This is a genomic window from Enterobacter chinensis (assembly GCF_034008295.1).
GTDB lineage: Bacteria > Pseudomonadota > Gammaproteobacteria > Enterobacterales > Enterobacteriaceae > Enterobacter > Enterobacter chinensis.
In genome coordinates, this window is sequence record NZ_JARDVI010000006.1 from 160593 (window position 1) to 186048 (window position 25456).

The window sequence follows — 25456 nt, forward strand, 5'->3', positions numbered from 1 at the left end:
TATCACCTCGGATTGGCTGGTGGCGATGTTGGAACGGCAGCCGAAGGAACGGCCCCAGGCTGTTTTAAATCGTCCAGTGACTCATTCTGACTTTCGGCGTTTTCATGCAGGATGGCCTGCTCCGCCTGCTGGTTCAGCACTAAAAGACTGATACGACGGTTGATGGCGTCATCCGGCCCGCGGTCGGAGAGGCGCATGGTTGCTGCCATGCCGACCACGCGCAGTACCTTGCCATCATCAAGCCCACCTACCACCAGCTCGCGACGCGAGGCGTTGGCACGATCGGCAGAAAGCTCCCAGTTGCTGTATCCCTTTTCCCCACTGGCGTACGGGAAATCATCCGTGTGTCCTGACAGGCTGACCCGGTTAGGAATGCCGTTCAGCACCGGGGCAATGGCGCGCAGAATATCGCGCATGTACGGTTCAACTTCCGCGCTCCCGGTTTTAAACATCGGGCGGTTCTGGCTATCAATAATCTGAATGCGTAACCCTTCCTGCACCAGATCGATTTTCAGATGCGGGCGCAATGCGCGCAGCTTTGGATCGGCTTCAATCAGTTGATCGAGATCGCCACGCAGTTTCTTCAGGCGCGCCTGCTCCATCTTTCTTTTCAGCTCGTCGATGTTCGGCTCTTTTTTCACCTCACCCTTCTGCTGGGTGTAATCATCGCCCCCGCCGGGGATCGGGCTTTCACTGTTAGAGATACGCGGTCCACCGGCAACCGCCGTCGCCAGCGGCGTTCGGAAATATTCGGCAATCTGGATCAGTTCTTTTGGGCTGGAGATAGAGATCAGCCACATCACCAGAAAGAACGCCATCATTGCGGTCATAAAGTCGGCGTACGCAATTTTCCACGAGCCGTGTGCGCCATGCCCGCCGCCCTTGTGCTTGCGTTTTTTTACGATGACGATCGGATGGGACTGGTTTTTCATGCGTCCTCAGTTGTCGTCTGTTGGTTTGGGTTTTTCACCGCACGCACGTGTTCTTCGAGCTCGATAAACGACGGACGCTCGCTGGAATAAAGCGTTTTACGGCCAAACTCAACCGCGATCGGTGGCGCGTAACCGTTGAGGTTAGAGAGCAGCGTGATCTTCACGCACTGCATCATTTTGGTGGTTTCCGCGCTCTTCTGGCGCAGAACGCTTGCCAGCGGAGAGATAAAGCCGTACGCCAGCAAAATACCGAGGAAGGTTCCCACCATCGCATGGGCAATCAGCGCACCCAGCTCGGCTGCCGGACGGTCTGCCGAGGCCAGAGCGTGAACAACGCCCATCACCGCGGCGACGATACCGAATGCCGGAAGGGAATCGCCCACCAGCGCCAGGCTGTTGGCCGGCACTTCAGATTCGCTTTCGTGGGTTTCGATCTCTTCGTCCATCAGCGCTTCGATTTCGAAGGTGTTCATGTTGCCGCTGATGATGAGTCGCAGATAATCGACGATGAAATCCAGCATCATGGCGTCAGCAAGAATGCGCGGATAGCTGGCAAAAATTTCGCTCTCTTTTGGGTTTTCAATATCCCGTTCAAGAGAGAACATCCCCTGCTGACGCGACTTCGCCATCAGGCGATAGAGCAGTGCCAGCAGATCCATATACATGCTTTTGGTGTATTTCGAACGACGGAACAGCAATGGAATAGCTTTCAGCGTCCCCTTGATCGATTTACCGTTGTTACCAACGATAAAAGCCCCTACCCCTGCACCGCCGATGATAATAAGTTCAGCCGGTTGATAGAGTGCTCCAAGGTGCCCGCCGGTCATCATATAACCGCCGAAAACTGTACCGAGAACTACCAGGTAACCTAATAAGATAAGCACGACATCATCCTTCCGCTAGTGACTATGGCAAGGACGTCCAGCTCGCAGCGTTTACCGTTTGCGGGGTAAAAAAAAGCAGCGGTAATTGCTTACCGCTGCTGGAATCTTGCCCACACGTTCGGGTTAAACAGCTTGTTCGATCTGTTCATCCAGCAGTTGTGGAATAATATCGGCAGCATCCCGGGAAAGTTTACGTCTTTTTACTGCGCGGGATGGAGGCTGACATAAACTACAGGCGAAGCTGCCTGCAGGCTGGTGAGCATGGGTAATGAAATTGCCATCGCAGCAATTGCAGCGCGACAGTTCAAGCATTCCGCTCTCAACAAAACGCACCAGCGTCCATGCGCGGGTCAGCGCCAGCAGAGGACCTTCGTCCTGCTGTGGGCATTGTTCAAGGTAAAGTTTGTACGCTTTGATCACGGCATCAACGCCGCTACACAAACCGGTTTTGAGAAGATACTGCCAGGCATTACAGAACATGGAAGCGTGAATATTCTGCTCCCACGTCATAAACCAGTCGGTAGAAAACGGCAGCATGCCTTTCGGCGGGGGACTACCACGTAACTCTTTGTACAGTTTGATGAGGCGACCACGGCTCAACTGAGTCTCGCTTTCCAGCATTTGTAAACGAGCACCCAGTGTAATCAGCTCCATGGCCAGCTGTATGTCACGCGCTTCCTGAACAATGCTTTTCTCGCTCATTGCTAGGCCCTTTTCTTACGGGCTGCGTCATCAGGCTGGCTGATTTCGTTAAGCAAGCGAGTGGAGAGAAGAATACCGGTATGGATCTGTTGAAGATCGTCAACACGGGACTCCTGCGTCAGACGCGTTATTGTCTGCGAATCATCGAAACGGAACTGGCAAACCAGTTGATTCGTTTCAGCCAGTTTAACCATCTGCGGGAGGGTTAAACCGCCCAGCATGGTTGCCATCTCTTCGTTAATACCCAGACGAAACATCGCGGACGCCTTGTCCTGACTAATCAAACGCTGCGCGAGCAGTAAATACGACAAATTGATGTCATAGATATGTTTTAGCAACTCGGATGTATGCATTGTTCCCATCCCGAATAACCAACTATTATTTTTATGCGGAAAGACCGCACCCCGTGATGTCGCCGGGAAATCACCCGGTATAAAAAAGAAAAGGCTAAATGCATAGTTGAATTTAGGTTTGTATTCACTGAAACGTGTAAGAGATGAAACGCGAACGCGTCTCTTACATGATTTATCATTTCTTACAAATAACTAAGATTTTTCCTAATTCGACGCAAACTCTACTCGTCAGTTTTGACACATACAATCCAACCACCCTCAAATTTAAAAAAAATGTGATCCACGTCACACAATTTAAGTGAATATGACCCATAAATCCATCAGTATGACTTGTAATTTGTTCATTTTTTAACCTGTCAGCACTGTTTTGTATTCTTAATTGACGAATACTCATGCAGAAGGGTGATCCGAACTGGCATGCATCGTGCTTTTCCTGCTGTAAGCGCCGCGCGGAAACATTCACATCAAACACCTCTCCCGGAAACATTTTTCTTACCGTGAAAAAACATATAGTTATGCAGGTAGCACAAAAAAACTGTTTCAGTTCGTGATCATTCGAAATGGTTTTGTAACATACCTAAACGATTCAACAGTGAAAGCGGGAATTTGTGTGATTTACGTTAAGTTGTTAATTTTTTTCATTTAGGCGCATTTTTCAGTTATTCTTCTTATAAGAATAATTAATGAATAATTATGATAAGCTTCACACTAATGTCGTAATCCGCTCTTGCAGATCCAGGCAATTCGCGGTAATGGTGATCAAACGCTGTCTGTCAGACACCAAAGGAGTGCGCCATGAGTTACTCCCATATTCTTGTTTCTGTTGCAGTTTCTCCCGAAAGCCATCAACTCGTCGCACGGGCAGTCTCCATTGCCAGGCCCCACAATGCCCGTATCAGCCTCATCACTCTCGCGGCAGAACCCGAGATGTATAATCAGCTGGCCGCCCCGATGCTGGAGGATATTCGTGAGGTTCTTCAGGAGGAAACACAGCAATTTCTGCGAGAGTTAGTTGAAAAGGCACAATATCCTGTTTATGAAACCGTTATTGCGACGGGGGAACTTAACGCCCATATTCTCGATATGTGTCGTAAACACCATATTGATTTGGTGATATGCGGAAATCATAACCACAGCTTTATATCGCGCGCAGCCTGTGCGGCGAAATCCATTGTCGCGTCAAGCCAGGTTGATGTGCTATTAGTGCCGCTTGGGGGGCATTAACCCCCCAGTGGTAAATCAGGCTAGTTTAGGAAAGGTCGCGATCTTTTTTTGTAGATCGCCTTCATGACTTTGTGGGGCGATATTACGGAGATCCTGAATAAAGCGCGCCTGCCAGTGATTAATATCGTTCTTACGGATCGTCTCCATCATTTCAGCATGACGGGAAATACGCTCCGTGAGCGGCATCGTCAGGGCACGATTCAGCGCGTTCGCCACGTCATCCCTGTCGTAAGGGTTAACGATAAGCGCCGACGTGAGTTCATTCGCCGCACCGGCAAACTGGGAAAGCACCAGGACGCCCGGATCAGCAGGATCCTGGGCCGCCACATACTCTTTCGCGACCAGGTTCATCCCGTCACGCAACGGCGTGACCAGGCCCACATCCGCATAGCGGAAGACCTTCATCAGGATCTTACGGTCAAAATGCTGATTCAGGTAAAAGAGCGGCGTCCAGCCCAGCTGGCCATAACGGCCATTAATGCGCCCTGCTTCGGTCTCCAGCTGATGGCGAATATCCTGGTAGGCCTGAACCTCACCGCGCGACGTCGGCGCTATCTGGGTATAGCGAATCTTACCGTGATGCTGCGGGTATTTATCCAGCAGCGTCTCATACGCCTGGAAGCGTTCCGGCAGCCCTTTGGAATAATCAAGACGCTCTACCGAGAAGATATTTTTCACGTGCTTGAGTTCATTCTTAAGCTGCGCCAGCTTCGGCGGCAGCGGGCCGGAAGCCTGTTCCGCGATTTCGTCAGGCTCAATCCCTATAGGATACACTTCGGTGTGGAAGGTTTTCCCCCACGCCGTATGGGTTTTCCCGCCTTTGGTCACCAGACGCGCTTTTCCTGACACGGAGTCGAGGAACGCGAGGCGGTCATTCTCGGTCTGGAAGCCCAGTAAATCGTAATCACACAGCGCCTCCAGCAGCGCTTCGTGCGGCGGCAGTGCGGTAAAGATTTCCGGCGTCGGGAACGGGATGTGCAGGAAGAAGCCAATCCGGTTATTTACGCCCCTTTTTCGCAGCTCTCTGGCGAAGGGCAGCAGGTGGTAATCGTGGATCCATAAAATATCGTCTTCCTCGATTAAAGGCAGCAGTTTATCTGCCAGCAACGCATTCACGCGTGAGTAGCCTTCAAACGATTCCCGCTGGAATTTGACCAGGTCAAGACGATAGTGAAATGCGGGCCACAGAACGGCATTAGAGAACTGCGAGTAATACTCGTCATAGTCTTTCTCTTTCAGCGCAAACGAAGCCCAGGTAATATTTCCGCGCGTCACTTTTTTGAGCGGTTTTTCTTCTTCACTGATTTCACCACTCCAGCCAAACCACAGCCCACCAGCAGCTTTTAAGGCACCTAACACCCCTACCGCCAGGCCACCCGCGCTGGCTTTTTTATCATCCGGCGGTGCAATTCGGTTAGAGACGACGACTAAGCGACCCATAATGGTTTCCCCCTTTGTTTTGCGCTATTTGTTGTTGTTGCTGGTTAGCGATGTCAGATATCCACTTCCAGACGCTGGCGACATCCGCCAGCCGCCATTCGGCGACAGTGTCACCAGGCCCCACCTTGACGGCTATCCCTCCGGCCTGATTCACCACACGAAACCCGGCCTCGTCGGTCAGGTCATCCCCAATGAAAACGGGCGTCCGCCCTTTGAAAGGCGGTGTCGCCATAAACGCGGCAATGGCCGCGCCTTTATTAATCCCTTTCGGTTTTAACTCCACCACGCACTTGCCGGGCTGCAATGCCAGCTGTGGATGCGCATCCGCCACCGCCTGAGCCAGTGCAAGCACGGCCTCTTCATGCTGCGGTGCCTGACGATAATGCAGGGCAAAGGCCATACCTTTGGCTTCCAGCTCGGTGCCAGGCAACGCTTCCAGCGCAGCAGAAAGCTGCTTCTGCAGCGTTTGCGTGAGTGCGGCGGGGAGTGAAACGATATGCGTGTGATCATGGATGTCGCGGCGCTCCGCTCCGTGTACACCGGCCAGCGGAAAGTGGTAAGGACTGGCGAGCATATCCAGCTCGGCCATTGAGCGCCCTGATATCAATGCCAGTGCTCCCTCATTCATGAGCGAGAGCTGATGCAAATCCTGTAATACCGCATCCGGAATAGACACCTGATCGGGGTGCGGCTTTATCCCGGCGAGCGTGCCGTCGAGATCAAAAAAGAAAGCATAATGTCCGGGCAGTACAGGCGGTGCGGTTAACATGTCAGCCACCCTTTTCCTCCTTACGGTTTACTGAGAGGTAAACGCCTTTACCTCTTTCATAGCCATGTAAGTATAGACAGTGTGACGTCGCTCGCCATTTGACAACCGCCCCGCCAGTTTTACTGGCGGGGCGGTTAAGGGGTCAACTAAGGTTATAAGTTGAGCAATAAAAGACGGGGAAAAGGGTTACACGGTACGCTTCGCTTTTTGCTTGTAACGGTCGAAAATCACGGCTGCGAGCAGGATCAGGCCACGAACCACATACTGAGAGAACGGCGAAATATTCAACAGGTTCATGGCGTTCTCTACCGTCCCTAAAATCAGGATACCGGCCACCACATATGAGATTTTTCCGATGCCGCCCTTGAGGGAAACGCCCCCTAACACGCAGGCCGAAATGACGATCAGCTCATAACCGATAGAGGTCATGGGCTGGCCGCTGGTCATACGCGAAGCCAGAATAATCCCCGCAGCGGCAGAAACCAGCCCTGAGAGCACAAAGATAATAATCTTGGTTCGCACGACCGGCACCCCCGCCAGACGAGCGGCCTCTTCATTCCCGCCAATCGCCAGCGTGTTACGGCCAAAAGTGGTCCGGTTCAGCAGGAAGCCGAACAGGATCAGGCAGGCCACGGTCAGCCAGATAGGCGCAGGCAGGCCCAGCCAGTTGGCGTAACCCAGCGTAAAGAAGCGCTCGTCTTCAATCCCCACCGCTTTACCGTCGGAGATGATATAGGCCAGCCCGCGGACAATTTGCATCGTCGCGAGCGTGGTGATCAGGGCGTTAATCTTCAGGCGAGCGATAACAAAACCGTTCACCAGACCGCTGATGACGCCGAGTAACAGACCGGCCAGAACGCCAATCCACAGGCTCTCCGTCATGTTGATTACCACGGCCGTCGTGACGCCCGCACAGGCAATCACCGACGCCACCGACAGGTCAAAATCGCCGGAGGCCAGGCAGAACAGCATCCCGCAGGCCACCATCCCGGACATGGAAATGGCCAGCCCCAGCCCCTTCATATTAATGAAGGTGGCAAAATTAGGGACAAAGATGGCACAGGCGAGGAAGAGTGCGGCAAAGACCACCAGCATGCCGTACTGATCCCAGATACGCCCAAAACTCAACGCCGACTTCGACTTCGGCACTCCGGATGTAGTAACAGAGGACATCATTAACTCCTTACTCAGGCGACAGCCTGGCTGACTTTAGGCATGGCGAGGTTCAACGCCTGTTGTTCATTCGCCTGTTCATGAAGTAATTCACCGGCAATTTCGCCTTCACGCATCACCACAATGCGGTCGGCCACGCCAAGCACCTCCGGCAGATCGCTGGAGGCGAAGAGCACCGCCACGCCGCGTTTTGCCAGCTCATAGATCACGTTATAAATCTCGTGCTTTGCCCCCACATCGATACCGCGCGTCGGCTCATCCAGTAAAATGACCTTCATATCCTCTGACAGCCAGCGACCTAAAATGGCCTTCTGCTGGTTTCCGCCTGAAAGATTCATGATCAACTGCTCTGGACCCGGCGTTTTGATATTCAGTGAGCGAATATGGTGGTCGGCGTTGCTCGACTCCCAGCTATCGTTTATCAGGCAACCTGCGCGAATAAACTTGCGGCGGGCGGAAATGTTAATGTTGTCGCGCACCGAATGCACCGGAATAATGCCCTCGGCTTTACGGTCTTCCGGGCAGAGCATCATCCCCGCTTTTATCGCGTGGGCCGGTTTCAGGATATCTACCCGCTCACCGTCAATGGAGACCTGCCCATCGGTAATGCGGGTACCGCCGAACAGGCCTTTCATTAATTCACTGCGCCCCGCGCCCACCAGACCAAACAGCCCGACGATTTCGCCGCTGCGTACAGATAATGAAACCGGCGCACGCACGCCCGGCGCCTTGACGTTATCCAGACGCAGGCGTTCAGGCCCGTATGCCCGCGGCTGCCAGTGATAAATATCACCCAGCTCGCGCCCGACCATCGCCTGAACTAGCTGGTCATGGTTAACCTGCTCCATGTCGGTAAAGGTGCGCACATAGCGGCCATCTTTAAATACGGTAATAGCATCGCTCAGGGCAAAGATCTCTTCCATACGATGCGAAACATACAAAATCGTACGGCCTTCCTGACGCAGCTCGCGGATCACGCGGAACAGATTGTCGATTTCACGCGCAGAGAGCGAACTGGTGGGCTCATCAAAGGCAATAACTCTGGCGTTACGCGCCAGCGCCTTAGCAATTTCAACCATCTGCCACTGGCCGATGGAGAGATATTTCAGCGGGGTCTGAGGATCGACATCCAGACCCAGGTGTTTGAGCTGCAGCCCCGCTTCATAATTAAGTAGCGAACGATTCACCACGCCGCCTTTGTGCGGGAGCTGGCCTAAATAGATATTTTCCGCCACGGTCATCTCAGGGATGAGGTGCAGCTCCTGGTAGATAATGGCAACCCCGGCATTGAGTGCCGCCGTGGTATCGGCAAAGGTCACCTCTTCGCCGCGAATAGCCAGCGTGCCGGTTGTTGGCGCGTAGTTGCCGCTGAGGATTTTTAACAGCGTGGATTTTCCCGCACCGTTTTCCCCCATCAGGGCGTGAACCTGGCCGGCATAGCAGTCGAAGCTGATATCGGTCAGCGCGTTAACACCGGGGAAGGTTTTCCCGATGCCGCGAAAAGAGAGATACGGATCAGACTGTCGCATAACGTCTCCGTGATTCCTGTAGTGTGTACGTCTGGCCCCTCACGATGCGTGAGGGGCACAATCACAGCGTATTACTTACCGCCCAGTCCTTTTTTCGCCAGCTCCTCTTTGAAGTTGTCGCGGGTAATCAGCACCACGTCGGTCACTTCGGTAAATTTCGGCGGCTCAGCCCCTTTGGTTACCCAGTTGTAGAGCATCTCGCTAGATTTGTAGCCGTGAACGTCCGGGCTTGGCAGCAGAGAGCCGTAGAAGCCGGTAGCCTGCGCTTTGGACAGCTCGCTGACGGCGTCAACGCCGTTGATGCCAATCCCGATCACGTCAGCCGCTTTGAAGCCCTGGCCTTCCGTCGCGCGTACTCCGCCCAGCACGGTGTTGTCGTTCATGCCGACCACCAGCCAGTGTTTCACCTCCGGATGCTGAACCAGCATGGAGTTCGCGGCGTCGAAAGCACCCGGGATATCGTTGGATTTGGTGGGGACTTTGTAGATCTGTTTTTCCGGGAAGCCGGCCGCTTTCAGCGCGTCCATTGAACCGGAAGTACGGCGGCGAGCCGTGTCCAGCTCATCCGCAGTGATGGCCATCACTGCGGTCTCTTTGACATCCCAGCCACGCTTTTGCATCTCTTTATAAAGTTCCTGGCCCTGACGTTCGCCGATTTTGGTCGCCGCCATCATCACCAGCGGAACGCTGTCCATTGGCTTGCCTTTGGCGTTAACGAACTGATCGTCAACGGCAATGACTTTCATATCGTAACCTCGGGCTTTCGCCGCGATTGCCGAGCCGAGCTTTGGATCCGGAGTACAGATAACGAAACCTTTCGCGCCGCTGGCCGCCAGGCTGTCAATGGCGTTCAGGGTTTTCTCACCGTCAGGCACGGCGATTTTAATCACTTCAAAACCTAAATCTTTCCCGGCTTTATCGGCGAATTTCCACTCAGTCTGGAACCAGGGTTCTTCGGGCTGTTTTACCAAAAAACCGAGTTTTAAATTCTCAGCGATAGCGGATTGTGACATAACGGCAGCCAGACCGATGGCCGCCAGCGCTTTAGTAAATTTGTGCATGGTAAACTCCAGCTTTAGCATTCTTTTCTGTAGGGAATATTTGCGTGCTTCTTATTTAATCGGACTTAAAACAAGGCATTAGCGCTTACCTCGTCATAAGCGTTATTGCTGGTGATAGTTTTAGCGGGAAATTAATCATCCATAAGAGAGCCCCATCACACCGCAGAATTACAGTAATTGCGTACATAAATTCAGCGGAAAATGACATAAAAAAGGCAGGATTTGTCGGACAAATGAAAGAGGGTTGAGCAGGATTATCCATAAGATTAGCTAAGATATCCCTGATGCCCGGCTACGCACGAAAGGACTCCCGATGTTAAAAAGGATGCAGCATGTTTTTCATCAAAAATGTACCACGCCCTGAAGATTCGTTATTCCGCAGAATTTGATTTAGCGCAATTTAATTAATGCATCATATATTCGAAATAATTAATCCGTATTTCTTGTTTTTACGGAGCATTACTCCAACTTAATATCCCCCAAAGAGTAACAGTATATCTCTTCATTAAAAAACATTAATTATCAATCAATTAATGCATATTTATTCGATGGCGAGCTAATTGTATTTCTGTACTATATTAAAGTTTGTAATGTATGGTAAATACAGCCCAATTAAGAGTTTTCTTAGACCACAGACAAGGGTATGCTTATTTATATCGAACACAGGAAGTGAATTTCGGTCGACTTCTGTCGCTGCAGAATGCTTATTTCTGCTCTTTTTCTTCGTATTTGCCTGACGCTCAGGTTAAGCAACGGACATCACGTCCCACAGTCAATAAGGATATGAGTATGGCTACCCAAACGATGATGCAAAAACTTAATGCGCAGATGAACCTTGAGTTCTACGCCTCGAATCTGCACCTTCACTTAAGTGCCTGGTGTTCCGAGAAAAGTCTCACGGGGTCTGCCACATTCTTTCGCTCTCAGGCGCAAAGTAACGTCACCCATATGATGCGCGTCTTTAACTTCCTTAAAGCCGCAGGGGCCAATCCTGTCGTTAAAGCCCTTGATGGAATTAATGAAGACTACTCCTCACTGGAAGAACTGTTCCAGAAAACGCTTGAAGAATATGAACAACGCTGCAGCACGCTCAGCAAACTGGCCGATGAAGCCAGAGCGCAGCAGGACATTACCACACTCACGTTCTTACGTGATATGGACAAAGAGCAGCAGCAGGACGGCATGCTGCTGAAGACGCTGGCGGATGAAATCCATAATGCGCAGCAGGCAGGTTTATGCCCTGAGCAAACCGATCGTAATCTGCTCGACATCGTGGCCGTGCAGCATCACTGAGTCTTTTGACCTGCTTCCGTTCCGGGGGCAGGTTCCCCTTCTTAGCTCCAACCTTCTGCTTTTGCTGAAATTTAACAAATCAGATCTTGCTCCCAATGATTAACCACACAACGTGTAATGATTTATTTAATTACATAATCATTGTCGAGGGAGCATCATGATCACCATTGAATTTGTTGTCATTCTCCTCTGCCTGCTGACGGGTACACGTTTCGGTGGGATGGGGCTTGGGTTAATAAGCGGTATTGGCCTTTTTATTTTATGTTTTGTTTTTGGTCTGCAGCCGGGCAAGCCGCCGGTTGACGTCATGTTGACCATTCTCGCGGTGATTGGCTGCGCGGCTACCCTTCAGACTGCGGGCGGCCTCAACGTCATGATGCAGTTTGCCGAACGTCTGCTGCGCAAACACCCGCAACACATCACCCTGCTCGCCCCTTTTACCACCTGGATGCTGACCTTTCTGTGCGGGACCGGGCACGTGGTGTACACCATGTTCCCCATCATTGCGGATATCGCCCTGAAAAAAGGGATCCGCCCGGAACGCCCAATGGCCGTGGCATCGGTGGCATCGCAGATGGCGATTACGGCATCCCCCGTTTCCGTCGCCGTCGTATCGCTGATCTCCATCCTGGCGGCACAGCATGGGATCGGTCACGTATGGGGGATCCTGGAAATACTCGCCGTGTCGGTTCCCGCTTCACTTTTCGGCGTGGCCATTGCGGCCCTGTGGAGCTTACGCCGCGGGAAAGACCTGGCTGACGACGCGGAATTTCAGGAAAAACTGAAAGATCCTAAACAGCGCGAGTTTATCTATGGCGGGACGGAGACGTTAATGAACCAACGTTTCCCAAAACAGGCCTACTGGTCCACGTGGATTTTCTTTGCCGGGATTGCCGTGGTTGTTCTGCTGGGGGCATTTCCTGAACTGCGTCCCGCCTTTGAACTGAAAGGCAAAATGACGGCGCTGTCGATGAACCTTGTCATCCAGATGATGATGTTGATTGCGGGCGCCGTGATGCTGATGGCCTGCAAAGTGAACGCGTCCGCGATCTCTAACGGCGCGGTGTTCAAGGCAGGTATGGTCGCGATCTTCTCGGTGTTCGGCGTGGCGTGGATGAGCGATACCTTCTTCCAGGCGCATCTCGACGAGCTAAAACTGGCGCTGGAAGGCGTGGTGAAAAGCCACCCGTGGACCTATGCGATTGTGCTGTTTCTGGTGTCAAAACTGGTGAACAGCCAGGCGGCTGCGCTGACGGCCGTTGCGCCTATGGGCCTTATGTTAGGTATCGATCCGAAAATGCTGATCGCCTTTTTCCCGGCCTCATATGGCTATTTTGTCCTGCCAACCTACCCAAGCGATTTGGCCTGCATCGGCTTCGACCGTTCAGGCACCACCCGCATCGGCAAATTTATCATCAACCACAGCTTTATTCTGCCAGGGCTGATTGGGGTAAGCTGCGCGTGCGCGGCGAGCTACCTGCTGGTCCAGACATTCTTTTAGCGGCATCAACGGGCGACAGATACCGTCGCCCATTTCCCCGCTTTAGTGGGACTCACCCTGCGGCGTGAATCGCAGTTCAATCAGCGCAATGGCTTTCTGGATCGCACGAAGCGTAACCGGGTCAGCGGCAGCAGGATGGCTGGCGAAATCGATGTTTTTCAGCTGCGCAGACATCTTCTCGCGCACTTCAACCGGCGCAATCACGTCCAGAACATCAAGGATTTGTTTGATAACCAGCTGGCATGCGACAACGTCAGACACCAGCTCCTGATCGGCGCTCAGGTTTTGTGACATGGGGGCTTTCTCCTTATTTAAAGGCCGCCATAGTAGCAAAATGCAGCCCCTTTCATCTCTCCTTCGTCGTCTGCAGAGACAAAAAAACCTGCCGAAGCAGGTTTTTTTGTCAGAACATGGCGCCCGGCGGCACGTCTTTGAACGTGCGGCAGTAATTGGCCCACATGCTTTTCAGGATTTTGCGCAGTTTCACGATGAGGCTCCATTAACTTGTTATACAACTTTATTGTCAACGTGCCTATAATATGACCATCATCACAAAAATCAATATTTTTGTGATGCACATCACAATTTTCTCAGGGTGTGGCCTGATAGCGTTCATCTCTGACCCGTTGCAAAGAGTGAGGGCAGATTGCCCGGCTATTCCTGGCATTGCAGTGGGCATCTGCGGGTACGATAACGTATTTCCATCCACTCAGAGCGAACCATGAAAAGAGTCATTGTAGCCGGCACGCTCCTGCTGCTCGCAGGGTGTAGTATTAACCGCCAGGCTGAAGTCAGTAGCCTCGACGCGCCTAACGGCATCGTCCGCCTCGACTACGGCCAGGCAGTGCTGCAAAATGCGTATTCCGATGAGTATGTGAATAACGGCACGGCGGCAAAAGCGTGTCAGAGCATGGGGTATGCCACTGCTTCAGCGTATGGTCAGCCCATCAAAACCTGCACCCTGACCAGCGGCGCGTTATGTCTGAACGAGAGCGTAACTATCCAGTATAAATGTATGGGTTATGCCGTTACCCCTAAGTCAAATAATCCGTGGTATTGATCAAGGCTGCCAGCGTTTGCTGGCGGTTTATTTATTACGAACAAAAACAATTCTCAATAATAAATATAAACATCGCCAATGCGTTTTATTCCCATTCGTATTTTAAATAAAGAAATAAAAATTTTACGTTTTGCAAATAATTAAATAACAAATTATAGTGTCGCTCATTGTGAACCAGAAATAATAACCCGGAGCGCCACCATGCTGAAATCTGAAATGATCGACAAGCTCAACGCACAAATGAACCTTGAGCTTTTTTCGTCTCTCCTCTACCAGCAGATGAGCGCCTGGTGCAGCTACCACAGCTTCGAAGGCGCAGCCGCGTTTCTGCGTCGTCACGCTCAGGAAGAGATGACCCACATGCAACGTCTGTTTGATTATCTGACAGATACGGGCAGCCTGCCGCGCATTGAAACCGTGGCATCCCCTTTTGCTGAATATAATTCTCTCGACGAACTGTTCCGTGCCACCTACGAGCACGAGCAGCTGATCACACAGAAAATTAACGAACTGGTTCATGCCGCTATGACCAGCCAGGATTATCCAACCTTTAATTTCCTGCAGTGGTACGTTGCTGAACAGCACGAAGAAGAGAAGCTGTTTAAATCTGTTCTGGATAAATTAGCTCTGGTGGGTAAATCAGGCGAAGGTCTTTACTTTATTGATAAAGAACTTTCCACTCTTGATACGCAGAATTAATCTCAATGCGGTGCTGGTTTCCGGCACCGCGTTAATTTCCCTTTCCCTCCCCCACATCAAAACACGCATTTTATTCCCTGTTCGCCTTGTTTATGTCATACCTGAACGTCGTCCCACGTCGGATTGTCGGCAGCGCAATACGTAAACCTTTCATTACACCCCTTGTAACGGTGGTTTGACGAATTATCGCTTTTGCCTTACTCTGCGCCGCAGATTTTGCCGCGATTAAGAGCCGTTGTAGAGGAAAGCGTGAAAAACAGAACCCTGGGAAGTATTTTTATCGTCGCCGGAACGACAATTGGCGCAGGAATGCTGGCAATGCCCCTGGCCGCCGCAGGCGTGGGATTTGGCATGACCCTGCTGCTGCTGGGTACGCTTTGGGCATTGATGTGTTACACCGCCCTGCTGCTGCTTGAGGTTTACCAGCATGTGCCCGCCGACACCGGTCTGGGTTCACTTGCGTCGCGCTACCTGGGACGTTACGGCCAGTGGATAACCGGCTTTAGCATGATGTTCCTGATGTACGCCCTGACCGCCGCCTATATCAGCGGCGCCGGAGAATTGATCGCCTCCAGCGTTAATGACTGGTTCGGCTCAGACATTACCCCTGCAACGGGGGCTATCTTCTTTGCGCTCATCGGCGGCGGTGTGGTCTGCGTGGGGACGTCGCTGGTCGATCTGTTTAACCGTTTTCTGTTCAGCGCCAAAATTCTGTTCCTGATAGTCATGCTGGTCCTGCTGGCACCGCATGTTCACAAGGTCAATCTGCTGACCCTGCCGCTGGAAAAAGGTCTGGCGCTTTCCGCCATCCCGGTCATCTTCACCTCGTTTGGCTTCCACGGCAGCGTGCCGAGCATCGTTAGCTATATGAACGGCGATATTCGCAAGCTGCGCCGCGTCTTTGTCATCGGCAGCGCGATCCCGCTGATCGCCTATATTTTCTGGCAACTGGTGACCCTGGGCAGCATTGATTCCTCAACCTTTATTGGGCTGATGGCACAGCACGCTGGCCTGAACGGTTTTCTGCTGGCACTGCGCGAGGTCGTCACCTCCCCGCACGTTGAGCTGGCGGTACACCTGTTTGCCGACCTGGCGCTGGCGACCTCGTTCCTGGGTGTGGCCCTTGGCCTGTTCGATTACCTGGCCGACCTGTTCCAGCGTCGCAATACCGCCGCAGGGCGTTTACAGACCGGGGCAATCACCTTTCTGCCGCCGCTGGCATTTGCGCTGTTTTATCCACGCGGGTTTGTGATGGCGCTGGGATACGCAGGGGTGGCGCTGTCGGTCCTTGCCCTGCTCCTCCCTTCCCTGCTGGCATGGAAGAGCCGCCAGCAGCATCCGCAGCAGGGGTACCGCGTGGCAGGGGGAAAACCGCTGCTGTGTGTTGTGTTTGCCTGTGGGGTGGTGATTATTCTGGTGCAGGCGTTGATTGCAGCGGGAATGCTGCCGGAAGTGGGTTAAATAAAAAAGGGGCTATCATCAGCCCCTTTTTTTATCAGTGCAAACAGCAGCTCTTAAACTTCTTCCCGCTGCCGCAAGGACACGGATCGTTACGCCCAACTTTCGTGCCATTCACCGTCGGTTTCTTCACTTCCGGCTGTTGCGGGTTGTTAACCCAGTAGTTATACAAGCGCAGCGCCGCAGGCTGAATACGCTCAATGCTGGCTTTATAGTCTTCTTCGGTCAGCGCATCCAGCTGGTCGCTGTTCTCTTCCGTACCGTGCAGCGCAATCACATCAAGATCGGCCTTCAGCTCTTCCGGCAAGGCTGACCAGTCCGTCAGCGCCACGCCGCGCATGTAGCCGTAGCACCACTCTTCCACAACGGTATAGCTCTCACCGTCCACGTCGTTGTACCCAAACATCGGTTCAAACTGATCCGGATATTCGCTCAGGCGCTCGGCAATATCGTTCATATGCTTAAAGCAGAGATCGATAAAACGGTTCATCTCACGATCGTTTTTCCAGCGTGGAATGTATTTTTCACCACCCCACACCGCCACCAGCCAGGCATCTGGCTCAACGACAACAGGGCCGGAAAGCACTGCGGTGAACATGCCGTCCAGTTCGGACACGTCAATCACGGACGCATCATCATGACCGTAAGACATTAACGTCTCTTCAAGCCACGCCATTTCGCTTTCATTTAATGGGCCTTCAGTCATCGCTGACACTCCTGATAAAAAGGAAACGATCCTAACACATATCTCACGCCTCTCCGGGCTGAAGTTTAGGTCTTTATTGCTGCAAAAACGTGCAAATCGTGACCTTTGCACAACTTATGGGCTTTATTGTTAACGATATGTGATCTCCGCTGTAATTTCTTCTCCTCCCACAGGGCGGCATAACGCGGCGCTCTATACTCAAACAGGTCACAAGCCCGTCAATGGATTAACCATTCTGGCAACGTTTTTGCTTACTGTTCTTCGCGCGATGCTGCGCAGGGAAACCTCGCCGTAATATGCAGGATGCCGTCTGTATCTTGTTCGTTTAGTGCATTTTGTTCTTGTTCGTGTTTTGGATTGGCTGCGCCGTCGGGCGTTTGGGTTTACGCCGTGGTGCAAAAACCTCTTTGCTAAGGAACATAATAATGTCGCTGAAATTTATCAGAACTCCTCTTTCTCTCGTGTTGGCCGGCTGCCTGGTGACGGCGTTTTCCGCCAGGGCAGATATTGTGATTGGTGTGGCCGGGCCGTTCACGGGTCCTAATGCCACCTATGGCGATCAGTACTGGCACGGCGCAACTCAGGCCGCTGAAGACATTAACGCCGCGGGCGGCATTAACGGTGAGAAGATCAAACTGGTTCAGGGAGATGACGCCTGCGAACCTAAGCAGGCCGTAGCCGTCGCCAACCGTTTAGTTGACCAGGATAAAGTCAACGCCGTGGTCGGCCATTTCTGCTCCTCTTCCACAATGCCCGCCTCCGAGGTTTACAGCGATGCGGGGATCATCGCTATTACCCCCGGCTCGACCAACCCGCTGATTACCGAACGCGGCATGAGCGACATCTTCCGCATGTGCGGCCGCGATGACCAGCAGGGCCAGGTTGCCAGCGACTTCATCATCGACAAACTGAAAGCCAAACGCGTGGCGATCATTCACGATAAAGACACCTATGGTCAGGGTCTGGCTGACGCCACCAAAGCGGCGCTGGCAAAACGCGGGGTTCAGGATGTGATGTACGAGGGGCTATCGCGCGGTGAAAAAGACTTTAACGCGCTGGTCACCAAGATAGGCGCACAAAAACCGGACGTGGTGTTCTTCGGCGGGTGTCATCCGGAAGCTGGCCCGCTGGTTCGCCAGATGCGTGAACAGGGCGTACAGGCGAAATTCTTCTCCGGTGACTGTATCGTCAACGAAGAGATGGTAACCGCGGCGGGCGGCCCGCAGTACACCAATGGTATTTACATGACCTTCGGTAAAGATCCGCGCCTGATCCCGGACGGTAAAGCGGTTATCGAGAAATTCCGCGCCGGTAAATTCGAGCCGGAAGGTTACACCCTTTATTCTTATGCTTCCGTACAGGCGATTGCAGCGGCCTTCAAGGCCACCGGCGGCAAGGACTCAGCCAAAGCCAGCGAGTGGCTGAAAGCTAACTCCGTCGACACGGTGATGGGCAAAAAAGCCTGGGACAGCAAAGGCGACCTGAAAGTCTCTGACTATGTGGTTTACCAGTGGGACGACAAAGGAAAATATAAGGAAGTACAGTAACGGGACGGAGTCACGCTCAACGTCGGCGGGCCTGCCTGCCGGCGCGTAATAAACATCAGGCTGCGCGGCTCGCGCAGCCTATAAAACGAGCGCGCTAAAATGAGTACATTCTTCCTGCAACAGTTAATCAATGGCTTAACGCTGGGCTCCGTCTACGGCTTAATCGCCATCGGCTACACCATGGTGTACGGCATTATCGGCATGATTAATTTCGCCCACGGCGAAGTGTATATGATTTCCGCCTATCTCTGCGCCATTGGCCTGGCGCTGCTGTCATTCTTCGGCCTGCAGTCGTTCCCGCTGTTGATCCTTGGGACGCTGGTTTTCACCATTGTGGTGACTGGCGTATACGGCTGGACTATCGAGCGTATTGCCTACAAGCCGCTACGAAACTCCACGCGCCTCGCTCCACTTATCTCCGCCATCGGGATGTCGCTTATCCTGCAAAACTACGCGCAGCTGAGCCAGGGCCCCCGCCAGCAAGGGGTGCCAACCATGCTGGACGGCGTTATTCGTCTGCATCTGGGCGATGGGTTCGTTCAGATAACCTACACCAAAGTGTTTATTCTGCTCGCCTCGTTTGCCGGCATGCTGGTGCTCACCTGGATAATCAACCATACCCGTCTTGGGCGGATGTGCCGTGCGGTGCAGCAGGATCGAAAAATGGCCTCCATTCTGGGCATTAATACCGACCGGATCATTTCGCTGGTCTTTGTCATCGGCGCAGCGATGGCCGGCCTGGCGGGCGTGCTGATCACCATGAATTACGGCACCTTTGATTTCTACGTCGGGTTTGTGATCGGCATTAAAGCCTTTACGGCGGCGGTACTGGGCGGCATCGGTTCTCTGCCCGGCGCGATGCTCGGCGGCCTTATTTTGGGCGTGGCGGAAGCGCAGTTCTCGGGCATGGTGAACTCGGACTATAAAGATGTCTTCTCGTTTGGGCTGCTGGTCATGATCCTGATTTTCCGGCCCCAGGGGCTGCTTGGGCGCCCGATTGTGGCCAAAGTGTGAGGGAGAACGACATGGTATCGCACGCTTTTTCGCTTAAACGCTGCATTCTGGACGCGATTTTTTCGGGGCTGATTGCGCTAATTATCTTCGGCCCCATTGCGGGCGTGGTGCTGGACGGGTACAGCTTTAACTTCGCCGGACAGCGACTGGCCTGGATGGTCGGCATTGTGATGCTGGGGCGTTTTCTGCTGAGCGCGTTCTTAGGTACCCCTGCCGGTGCCCGTTTCCAGGCGCGCTTCGAAGCCGATAGCGCAGGCGTGTATGTCCGGCCACCGGAATACAAAAGCCGCATGCGCTGGATTATTCCCCTGGTGATTACCCTCGCGATTTGCTTCCCGTTTGTCGCCACCAAATATGTGCTGACCGTCGCCATCCTCGGGCTGATCTACGTGCTTCTTGGCCTGGGGCTGAACATCGTCGTGGGCCTGGCCGGTCTGCTGGACCTGGGATATGTCGCTTTCTACGCGATTGGCGCTTACGGTCTGGCGCTGGGGTATCAGTATCTCGGGTTAGGCTTCTGGAGCATGCTGCCGCTGGCGGCAATCATGGCGGCCGCCGCAGGTGCTCTGCTCGGTTTCCCGGTACTGCGCATGCACGGTGACTATCTGGCCATCGTCACCCTCGGCTTCGGGGAGATCATTCGCCTGATACTGAACAACTGGCTGACATTTACCGGCGGACCGAATGGCGTGTCGGCCCCTCCCCCCACCTTATTCGGTCTGGAATTTGGTCGGCGTGCGAAAGAAGGAGGCGTGCCATTCCACGAGTTCTTCCACCTGACCTACAACCCGAATATGAAATTTATTTTTATCTACGCGGTGCTGTTTCTGGTGGTGATGCTGGTGCTCTATATCAAGCACCGCCTGACGCGAATGCCGATTGGTCGGGCGTGGGAAGCCCTGCGTGAAGACGAAATTGCCTGTCGCTCAATGGGACTGAATCATGTTCTGGTCAAGCTGTCGGCCTTTACGCTGGGCGCGTCGACCGCGGGCATTGCCGGGGTTTTCTTCGCGACCTACCAGGGGTTCGTGAACCCGACCTCATTTACGTTCTTTGAATCCGCGCTGATCCTCGCCATCGTCGTGCTGGGCGGTATGGGCTCGACGCTGGGCGTGGTGCTGGCCGCCTTTGTGCTCACGGTCACGCCAGAACTGCTGCGCAGTTTTGCAGAGTACCGCGTCCTGCTGTTTGGCATGCTCATGGTAGTGATGATGATCTGGCGTCCACGCGGTTTGATCCGCATTAATCGCAGCGGGTTTGCCGTGCGTAAGGGCGTCGCACCATGAACGAAACGATATTAGGCGTTGAACACCTGATGATGCACTTCGGTGGAATTAAAGCGTTGAACGACGTCAACCTGGACGTTCAGCGCGGGTCAATCACTGCCCTTATTGGACCCAACGGGGCGGGGAAAACCACCGTGTTTAACTGCCTGACGGGCTTCTACAGAGCCTCCGGCGGCAACATTTTATTTAATACCCGCAATAAAACGACCAACGTCATTCAGGTACTCGGACAAAAATTCCAGCCAGGCGACTGGATCCATCCCGCGCAGCTCGGGCAGCGTCTTTTCTACAAAATGTTTGGCGGAACGCACCTGGTCAACCGCGCAGGACTGGCGCGCACGTTTCAAAATATCCGCCTTTTTCGCGAGATGTCAGTCGTGGAAAATCTGCTGGTCGCACAACATATGCGTGTAAACCGCAATCTGCTCGCCGGGATCTTAAATACGCCGGCATACCGTCGGGCGGAAAGCGACGCCCTGGACCGGGCCTTCTACTGGCTGGAAGTGGTGGATCTGGTGGAGTGCGCCAATCGCCTGGCGGGAGAGATGTCGTACGGCCAGCAGAGACGTCTGGAAATTGCGCGAGCAATGTGTACCGGGCCGGAAATGATCTGTCTGGATGAACCCGCCGCCGGGCTGAATCCGGTTGAAACGCATAAGTTGAGCAGCATTATTCGTTTTCTGCGGGATCGCCATGACATCACGGTATTACTGATTGAGCACGATATGGGGATGGTGATGGAGATTTCAGACGACATTATCGTGCTCGACCACGGCGATGTCATTGCCAGGGGAAAACCCGAGCAGATCCAGCATGATGAAAAGGTCATTGCCGCCTACCTGGGCACTGATGAAAGCGAGGTCACCCTATGAGCGAACCGCTGCTGGCATTTCGCGAAGTGGATGTGTTCTACGGCGTCATTCAGGCGCTGAAACAGGTTTCGCTGGAGGTCAATAAAGGTGAAACCGTGGCGCTGATTGGCGCAAACGGCGCCGGGAAATCGACTCTGCTGATGTCCATCTTTGGCCAGCCCCGTATCCGCAACGGGCAGATCCTTTTCAGTGGTGAAGATATCAGCCATAAATCCACCCACTACGTCGCTTCCGGCGGCATTGCGCAGGCACCCGAGGGGCGACGTATCTTTCCCGATATGACCGTTGAAGAGAACCTGCTGATGGGCACCATCCCCATCGGCAGCCAGTTTGCCGCTGACGATATGCAAACCATGTTTGACCTCTTCCCCCGTCTTAAAGAGCGGCGTAAACAGCGCGCAATGACCATGTCCGGCGGGGAACAGCAGATGCTGGCTATCGCACGGGCATTGATGAGCCGTCCGAAGCTGCTGCTGCTGGATGAACCGAGCCTCGGGCTGGCGCCGATAGTCGTGAAACAAATCTTCCAGACGCTGCGCGAGCTGGCCCGTAACGGGATGACCATTTTTCTGGTGGAGCAGAATGCGCATCACGCGTTGAAGCTGTCTGACCGCGGGTACGTGATGGTTAACGGACAGATCCGGCTGAGCGGCAGCGGTGAGGAACTGCTGGGCAACCAGGAGGTGAGGAAGGCTTATTTGGGTGGGGTGTGATTTGATACGAAAGGAACCATTAAAAATATTTTCATATAAATAACAATGAGATATTCACTAAAGGTATAGCACGCAATGCCTTGAGAAGGTCTGAGTTTGTTGATTTATTAGTCTCTGACAATCACGTCAAACTCACTGAAAAAGGAGCGTTCAGAATGGCTATACCCGCATACCTTTGGCTTAAAGATGACGGTGGCGCAAACATCAAAGGGTCTGTCGATGTTCAATACCGTGAAGGTAGTATTGAAGTTCTTGGATTTGGGCATGGTTTACATCTTCCGACTGATAGCGCAACCGGCAAAATTACAGGTACACGAGTTCACTCCGCATTACATTTTGAAAAAGAATTCGATTCATCAAGCCCCTATCTTTATAAAGCAGTGGCGCACGGACAAACGTTACAATCAGCGGAATTTAAGTGGTACAGGATTAACGACGCTGGGCAGGAAGTTGAATACTTCAATATGTATCTTGAAGGGGTAAAGGTGGTTTCTGTATGCCCCGTCATGCACGATGTGAAAGATCCTACGACTGAAAAGCACAACCATATTGAAAGCATATCTTTGCGTTATGAACGCATAACCTGGAAGCACTGCGACGGAAATATCATATTTACTGATTCGTGGGCAGACAGATGATTCGTTGCTATTTTCATATCAATAACGGGCAACTTTCTTCATTAAGTTGTCCTGGGGTGGGTTTCTTTGCTGCCTACTCAGGCAATAAAGGGAAGCACAGGAACAACCCAGACTCGATCGCAATATCCAAAAGGGGCCCCCTTCCTCCGGGAAAGTACTACATCGTCGCCCGTTCGCGCGGCGGATGGAAAACCAGACTGAATGATTTCTATAAATCCCTGGAAAGTGGTTCAGATCGCAAGTTGTGGTTTGCCCTGTTTCGTGAAGATGATCGGATTGATGATACTTCCTTTATTGGAGATGTTGAGCGCGGAGCATTTCGCCTACATCCCGCAGGCCATAATGGAAACAGCGATGGATGTATTTCAATTGTTTCGTTGTCAGACTACATGATCCTCTGGAGGGCGCTAGTTAAATCCCCACCAGTTATGATCACCGCCCAACTGAAGGCTTTCGGGACGATACAGGTATATTGATGAAACCTCTTTCACGGGTGCTTGTCTGGTTCGCAGAACTCGCAACCCTTTTCATATCTTATTCCGTGCTTTGTTTCTTTTTGCCGGACCTGGAAATATACGATTGGTATGTAAAAAGATATGGCTATGTTTTGGAGGAAGATTTTCTTGATTACTACACGCTGATTCTATTTACCGTTTCGATTATGTTAACGACCATATTGATATGGATAGCAGCGATAGTGCATCAAAACGTTCGGAAAAAACACGTTTAACACCAGACTCAAAAACCATGTTATAGCGATTGTGAGAGAAAAAGGTAAAAGGTCTTCTGGGCTTGCTCAGAAGACTTTTGTGTCAAAGAGAATACTGTCGGCTGATTTGGCCCATTCTGCGAAAGCTCTACTAAGACAACGGCTCACATGCTGGCTGCATCGTCTACGTTAACAGCGTGATGACCAACCAGGAGAGCCTTGATGAGCTCAAAAAGTCGCTGGCTGATACCCGGCGCGACGATGCGTTTAAGAACATTCTTCTGCACGCACCTAACGGCGGCAAAGACTCCGTGAAAATCCTATCATTCAGCCAGATATCGGCTAAGGATTAATTTGTAGGATGGGAGTCTTCCTCTTCCTCTCGCAATGACATGCTTGCAGCACACCGGGTGCCACCGAAATTGATGGGCGCCATTCCGGAAGGAAACGGTTCATTCAGTTATATTGAGAAAGTGACTCGCGTGTTCGCCGTCAATGAGCTGACACCCTGCATGGAAGCCATGAAGCATGTTAACGACTGGCTGGGTGAGGAGGTGATTCGCTTCAACCCTTACGCATTGCTTGAATCCACGAAGTGATCTCCTGGCCGCATCGTCATTTCTGGCGGTGTGGTACCACCCGCAGCACCATCATTTCCGGCCATATCGGCCACTCACGAAACACAAATAAATCCCCCCCTACCAGACGCAGCCAACGGGCAACTTCTTACGCCAGCGCTGCTCCGTCTCTTCAGGGGTCAGATTCATATCTGTCGCGGCGACTACTGTTGGCCCCCACGCCAACGCACTTTCATCCTCAACAGATGCGCGCATGGCTCGCACGGTACGTTCGAAGGTTTGATCTGAGCTTTCACGACCGTAATTTTTAAGTCGGCTAGTGATTTCTTGTCGTTGTTGACGTGAATATCGTCGCAACTCTTCGATATTCAGCGGAAGTTCTGTCACCGGACTTACTTGGGTAGAATTACTGGCATTCATCGCTGATTTTAACGTTGTAGCACCAGCTGGCACAGATACTTTTGACGGTTGTTTTTCGACCGCGCCTGAACGATTCGTACAGTTATTGACAGAACACCAAGGGGCCGCTGCGCGGCCTTCTAAGGTCAAAATCTCGACCGGCGACGGCTTACGCTTCGGCACAATCTTGTAATCGGTGGTGCGGGTGAAAATGACTGATTCGCTGCCCGTATAAGGGCAATAAACGCCAGTAATTTTGGCGACCGTATCACCATAATCATTGCCGTTTTCGGTGAATTCATAGTTTAGGCGAACGCGCAGGCAATCGCGCGCGACAAACGGTCCGCCCTGAGCGTTGGTATATCCCGGCCCGTCTGGTGCATCGGCTGCGGCGCTTGCCGCTTCCAGCTCCGGATGCAATACCAGCTCACGGTCACCTAACCGGCGCAGCTCCCGCCAGGTGGTCTCCGGCGCACCGCCAATCTGCTGAAACTGGCGGATATTCCAGCGTGAAGCCCAGGCACGCACGCGCTTTGCCATATCCCCGGCAGGCTGGTCTGACTCAAGATCAAGTTCACCATCCATGCCGTAGCCGTCGATATTTTTGGAAATGTATTTGGCGATGTAGCCCGTCGCCGAGCCAAATTTTTCGTCGATTGGCTTAACGGTAAAGCGGTGCTCCTGTGCCCCTGGCTCCTGCCCGTCTTCTCTCATGGCATGCTTACGGAAAATGGCTGTTGCATACTCCACTTCCTCATGACGGAGGAAAAGCAACAGGTGCCAGTGAGGGGTTCCATCGTGATGAGGCTCGGCAACGCTCAAAGCTTCGTCAGCGGCCAATTCTACATCGTAATAGCACCCCCCGGGAGCATAATATTGCGAATAGCTGCTTTGCTCGCTATAGCCCCGTATTTAT

25 protein-coding genes and 2 pseudogenes are annotated in these 25456 nt (G+C 52.7%); 14 read left to right on the forward strand and 13 right to left on the reverse strand.

Annotated elements, in window-relative coordinates; all coding sequences use genetic code 11:
* Positions 1-2: 2 nt before the first annotated feature.
* The 4 genes from motB to flhD form a co-directional block, all read right to left on the reverse strand.
* The gene (gene motB, locus PYW49_RS18185; RefSeq protein WP_134350704.1) at positions 3-932 is read right to left on the reverse strand and encodes a flagellar motor protein MotB; all 930 of its coding nucleotides are present in this window, start codon (positions 930-932) and stop codon (positions 3-5) included.
* Positions 929-1816 (reverse strand): flagellar motor stator protein MotA, encoded by an 888-nt coding sequence (gene motA, locus PYW49_RS18190; protein ID WP_008500417.1) that lies wholly within the window; start codon positions 1814-1816, stop codon positions 929-931. The genes motB and motA overlap by 4 nt, the downstream gene beginning before the upstream one ends.
* A gap of 123 nt (positions 1817-1939) precedes the next feature.
* Positions 1940-2518, reverse strand: a complete 579-nt coding sequence (flhC, locus tag PYW49_RS18195; protein WP_134350705.1) for a flagellar transcriptional regulator FlhC — start codon at positions 2516-2518, stop codon at positions 1940-1942.
* Positions 2519-2520: 2 nt separating this feature from the next.
* Complete coding sequence (gene flhD, locus PYW49_RS18200) at positions 2521-2871, reverse strand: flagellar transcriptional regulator FlhD (protein WP_023312264.1); 351 nt, start codon at positions 2869-2871, stop codon at positions 2521-2523.
* A gap of 795 nt (positions 2872-3666) precedes the next feature.
* Here flhD and uspC point away from each other — a divergent pair.
* Positions 3667-4095, forward strand: coding sequence for a universal stress protein UspC (uspC, locus tag PYW49_RS18205; protein ID WP_320387143.1), 429 nt, complete (start codon positions 3667-3669; stop codon positions 4093-4095).
* A gap of 15 nt (positions 4096-4110) precedes the next feature.
* Here the strand turns inward: uspC and otsA are convergent, their stop codons facing one another.
* The 5 genes from otsA to araF all read right to left on the reverse strand — a co-directional run bounded on the left by otsA (position 4111) and on the right by araF (position 10067).
* Positions 4111-5535 (reverse strand): alpha,alpha-trehalose-phosphate synthase, encoded by a 1425-nt coding sequence (gene otsA / locus PYW49_RS18210; RefSeq protein WP_134350707.1) that lies wholly within the window; start codon positions 5533-5535, stop codon positions 4111-4113.
* Complete coding sequence (gene otsB, locus PYW49_RS18215) at positions 5510-6313, reverse strand: trehalose-phosphatase (protein WP_320387144.1); 804 nt, start codon at positions 6311-6313, stop codon at positions 5510-5512. The genes otsA and otsB overlap by 26 nt, the downstream gene beginning before the upstream one ends.
* Before the next feature lie 177 nt (positions 6314-6490).
* A complete protein-coding gene (gene araH / locus PYW49_RS18220; protein WP_023336141.1) occupies positions 6491-7477 on the reverse strand; it encodes an L-arabinose ABC transporter permease AraH in 987 nt (328 codons plus the stop codon).
* Positions 7478-7491: 14 nt separating this feature from the next.
* Positions 7492-9006 (reverse strand): L-arabinose ABC transporter ATP-binding protein AraG, encoded by a 1515-nt coding sequence (araG, locus tag PYW49_RS18225; RefSeq protein ID WP_134350709.1) that lies wholly within the window; start codon positions 9004-9006, stop codon positions 7492-7494.
* A gap of 71 nt (positions 9007-9077) precedes the next feature.
* Complete coding sequence (gene araF, locus PYW49_RS18230; RefSeq protein ID WP_134350710.1) at positions 9078-10067, reverse strand: arabinose ABC transporter substrate-binding protein AraF; 990 nt, start codon at positions 10065-10067, stop codon at positions 9078-9080.
* A gap of 789 nt (positions 10068-10856) precedes the next feature.
* Here araF and PYW49_RS18235 point away from each other — a divergent pair.
* The gene (locus PYW49_RS18235) at positions 10857-11360 is read left to right on the forward strand and encodes a non-heme ferritin-like protein (RefSeq protein ID WP_320387145.1); all 504 of its coding nucleotides are present in this window, start codon (positions 10857-10859) and stop codon (positions 11358-11360) included.
* Positions 11361-11517: 157 nt separating this feature from the next.
* On the forward strand, positions 11518-12861 hold the full coding sequence (locus tag PYW49_RS18240; protein ID WP_134350712.1) for an anaerobic C4-dicarboxylate transporter: 1344 nt from the start codon (positions 11518-11520) through the stop codon (positions 12859-12861).
* Between the two features lie 42 nt (positions 12862-12903).
* On the opposite strand, the gene PYW49_RS18245 is transcribed toward PYW49_RS18240, so the two are convergent.
* Together PYW49_RS18245 and azuC are read right to left on the reverse strand one after the other, a co-directional pair.
* Positions 12904-13155, reverse strand: a complete 252-nt coding sequence (locus PYW49_RS18245) for a DUF2766 family protein (protein ID WP_320387146.1) — start codon at positions 13153-13155, stop codon at positions 12904-12906.
* Between the two features lie 109 nt (positions 13156-13264).
* Complete coding sequence (gene azuC, locus PYW49_RS18250) at positions 13265-13348, reverse strand: stress response protein AzuC (protein ID WP_014884364.1); 84 nt, start codon at positions 13346-13348, stop codon at positions 13265-13267.
* 234 nt (positions 13349-13582) lie between these two features.
* On the opposite strand from azuC, the gene yecR reads away from it, so the two are divergent.
* From yecR to tyrP, 3 genes are all read left to right on the forward strand, one after another.
* Positions 13583-13921, forward strand: coding sequence for a YecR family lipoprotein (gene yecR / locus PYW49_RS18255; protein ID WP_320387147.1), 339 nt, complete (start codon positions 13583-13585; stop codon positions 13919-13921).
* 201 nt (positions 13922-14122) lie between these two features.
* Positions 14123-14620, forward strand: coding sequence for a non-heme ferritin (ftnA, locus tag PYW49_RS18260; RefSeq protein WP_320387148.1), 498 nt, complete (start codon positions 14123-14125; stop codon positions 14618-14620).
* 249 nt (positions 14621-14869) lie between these two features.
* Complete coding sequence (tyrP, locus tag PYW49_RS18265; protein ID WP_208527924.1) at positions 14870-16081, forward strand: tyrosine transporter TyrP; 1212 nt, start codon at positions 14870-14872, stop codon at positions 16079-16081.
* 34 nt (positions 16082-16115) lie between these two features.
* Here the strand turns inward: tyrP and PYW49_RS18270 are convergent, their stop codons facing one another.
* Entirely contained in the window at positions 16116-16784 is a 669-nt protein-coding gene (locus tag PYW49_RS18270) for a YecA/YgfB family protein (protein WP_320387149.1), read from the reverse strand.
* 425 nt (positions 16785-17209) lie between these two features.
* On the opposite strand from PYW49_RS18270, the gene PYW49_RS18275 reads away from it, so the two are divergent.
* The 8 genes and pseudogenes from PYW49_RS18275 to PYW49_RS18310 form a co-directional block, all read left to right on the forward strand.
* Positions 17210-18331, forward strand: a complete 1122-nt coding sequence (locus PYW49_RS18275) for a branched-chain amino acid ABC transporter substrate-binding protein (RefSeq protein ID WP_320387150.1) — start codon at positions 17210-17212, stop codon at positions 18329-18331.
* 99 nt (positions 18332-18430) lie between these two features.
* Complete coding sequence (locus PYW49_RS18280; RefSeq protein WP_047345968.1) at positions 18431-19345, forward strand: ABC transporter permease subunit; 915 nt, start codon at positions 18431-18433, stop codon at positions 19343-19345.
* An 11-nt stretch (positions 19346-19356) separates the two neighbouring features.
* Positions 19357-20631, forward strand: coding sequence for a high-affinity branched-chain amino acid ABC transporter permease LivM (gene livM / locus PYW49_RS18285; protein ID WP_320387151.1), 1275 nt, complete (start codon positions 19357-19359; stop codon positions 20629-20631).
* Positions 20628-21503, forward strand: coding sequence for an ATP-binding cassette domain-containing protein (locus PYW49_RS18290; protein ID WP_320387152.1), 876 nt, complete (start codon positions 20628-20630; stop codon positions 21501-21503). Before livM ends, PYW49_RS18290 begins: the two co-directional genes overlap by 4 nt.
* Positions 21500-22216, forward strand: coding sequence for an ABC transporter ATP-binding protein (locus PYW49_RS18295; protein WP_063431873.1), 717 nt, complete (start codon positions 21500-21502; stop codon positions 22214-22216). Before PYW49_RS18290 ends, PYW49_RS18295 begins: the two co-directional genes overlap by 4 nt.
* 155 nt (positions 22217-22371) lie before the next feature.
* Positions 22372-22854, forward strand: coding sequence for an Hcp family type VI secretion system effector (locus tag PYW49_RS18300; protein ID WP_063957584.1), 483 nt, complete (start codon positions 22372-22374; stop codon positions 22852-22854).
* The gene (locus PYW49_RS18305; protein ID WP_074170349.1) at positions 22851-23330 is read left to right on the forward strand and encodes a DUF2778 domain-containing protein; all 480 of its coding nucleotides are present in this window, start codon (positions 22851-22853) and stop codon (positions 23328-23330) included. Before PYW49_RS18300 ends, PYW49_RS18305 begins: the two co-directional genes overlap by 4 nt.
* Before the next feature lie 345 nt (positions 23331-23675).
* A pseudogene (locus PYW49_RS18310) lies at positions 23676-24162 on the forward strand (phage portal protein); the annotation flags it as partial.
* 120 nt (positions 24163-24282) lie between these two features.
* Here PYW49_RS18310 and PYW49_RS18315 read toward each other — a convergent pair.
* Positions 24283-25356: pseudogene (locus PYW49_RS18315) on the reverse strand (replication endonuclease); the annotation flags it as partial.
* Positions 25357-25456 lie beyond the last annotated feature (100 nt).

What these genes read in the sequence shown, in the direction of transcription:
- motB (WP_134350704.1), bottom strand. Translation starts at nt 932, where the DNA reads ATGAAAAACCAGTCCCATCCGATCGTCATCGTAAAAAAACGCAAGCAC.
- flhC (WP_134350705.1), bottom strand. Translation starts at nt 2,518, where the DNA reads ATGAGCGAGAAAAGCATTGTTCAGGAAGCGCGTGACATACAGCTGGCC.
- flhD (WP_023312264.1), bottom strand. Translation starts at nt 2,871, where the DNA reads ATGCATACATCCGAGTTGCTAAAACATATCTATGACATCAATTTGTCG.
- uspC (WP_320387143.1), top strand. Translation starts at nt 3,667, where the DNA reads ATGAGTTACTCCCATATTCTTGTTTCTGTTGCAGTTTCTCCCGAAAGC.
- otsA (WP_134350707.1), bottom strand. Translation starts at nt 5,535, where the DNA reads ATGGGTCGCTTAGTCGTCGTCTCTAACCGAATTGCACCGCCGGATGAT.
- araH (WP_023336141.1), bottom strand. Translation starts at nt 7,477, where the DNA reads ATGTCCTCTGTTACTACATCCGGAGTGCCGAAGTCGAAGTCGGCGTTG.
- araG (WP_134350709.1), bottom strand. Translation starts at nt 9,006, where the DNA reads ATGCGACAGTCTGATCCGTATCTCTCTTTTCGCGGCATCGGGAAAACC.
- araF (WP_134350710.1), bottom strand. Translation starts at nt 10,067, where the DNA reads ATGCACAAATTTACTAAAGCGCTGGCGGCCATCGGTCTGGCTGCCGTT.
- PYW49_RS18235 (WP_320387145.1), top strand. Translation starts at nt 10,857, where the DNA reads ATGGCTACCCAAACGATGATGCAAAAACTTAATGCGCAGATGAACCTT.
- PYW49_RS18240 (WP_134350712.1), top strand. Translation starts at nt 11,518, where the DNA reads ATGATCACCATTGAATTTGTTGTCATTCTCCTCTGCCTGCTGACGGGT.
- PYW49_RS18245 (WP_320387146.1), bottom strand. Translation starts at nt 13,155, where the DNA reads ATGTCACAAAACCTGAGCGCCGATCAGGAGCTGGTGTCTGACGTTGTC.
- yecR (WP_320387147.1), top strand. Translation starts at nt 13,583, where the DNA reads ATGAAAAGAGTCATTGTAGCCGGCACGCTCCTGCTGCTCGCAGGGTGT.
- ftnA (WP_320387148.1), top strand. Translation starts at nt 14,123, where the DNA reads ATGCTGAAATCTGAAATGATCGACAAGCTCAACGCACAAATGAACCTT.
- PYW49_RS18270 (WP_320387149.1), bottom strand. Translation starts at nt 16,784, where the DNA reads ATGACTGAAGGCCCATTAAATGAAAGCGAAATGGCGTGGCTTGAAGAG.
- PYW49_RS18275 (WP_320387150.1), top strand. Translation starts at nt 17,210, where the DNA reads ATGTCGCTGAAATTTATCAGAACTCCTCTTTCTCTCGTGTTGGCCGGC.
- PYW49_RS18280 (WP_047345968.1), top strand. Translation starts at nt 18,431, where the DNA reads ATGAGTACATTCTTCCTGCAACAGTTAATCAATGGCTTAACGCTGGGC.
- livM (WP_320387151.1), top strand. Translation starts at nt 19,357, where the DNA reads ATGGTATCGCACGCTTTTTCGCTTAAACGCTGCATTCTGGACGCGATT.
- PYW49_RS18290 (WP_320387152.1), top strand. Translation starts at nt 20,628, where the DNA reads ATGAACGAAACGATATTAGGCGTTGAACACCTGATGATGCACTTCGGT.
- PYW49_RS18295 (WP_063431873.1), top strand. Translation starts at nt 21,500, where the DNA reads ATGAGCGAACCGCTGCTGGCATTTCGCGAAGTGGATGTGTTCTACGGC.
- PYW49_RS18300 (WP_063957584.1), top strand. Translation starts at nt 22,372, where the DNA reads ATGGCTATACCCGCATACCTTTGGCTTAAAGATGACGGTGGCGCAAAC.
- PYW49_RS18305 (WP_074170349.1), top strand. Translation starts at nt 22,851, where the DNA reads ATGATTCGTTGCTATTTTCATATCAATAACGGGCAACTTTCTTCATTA.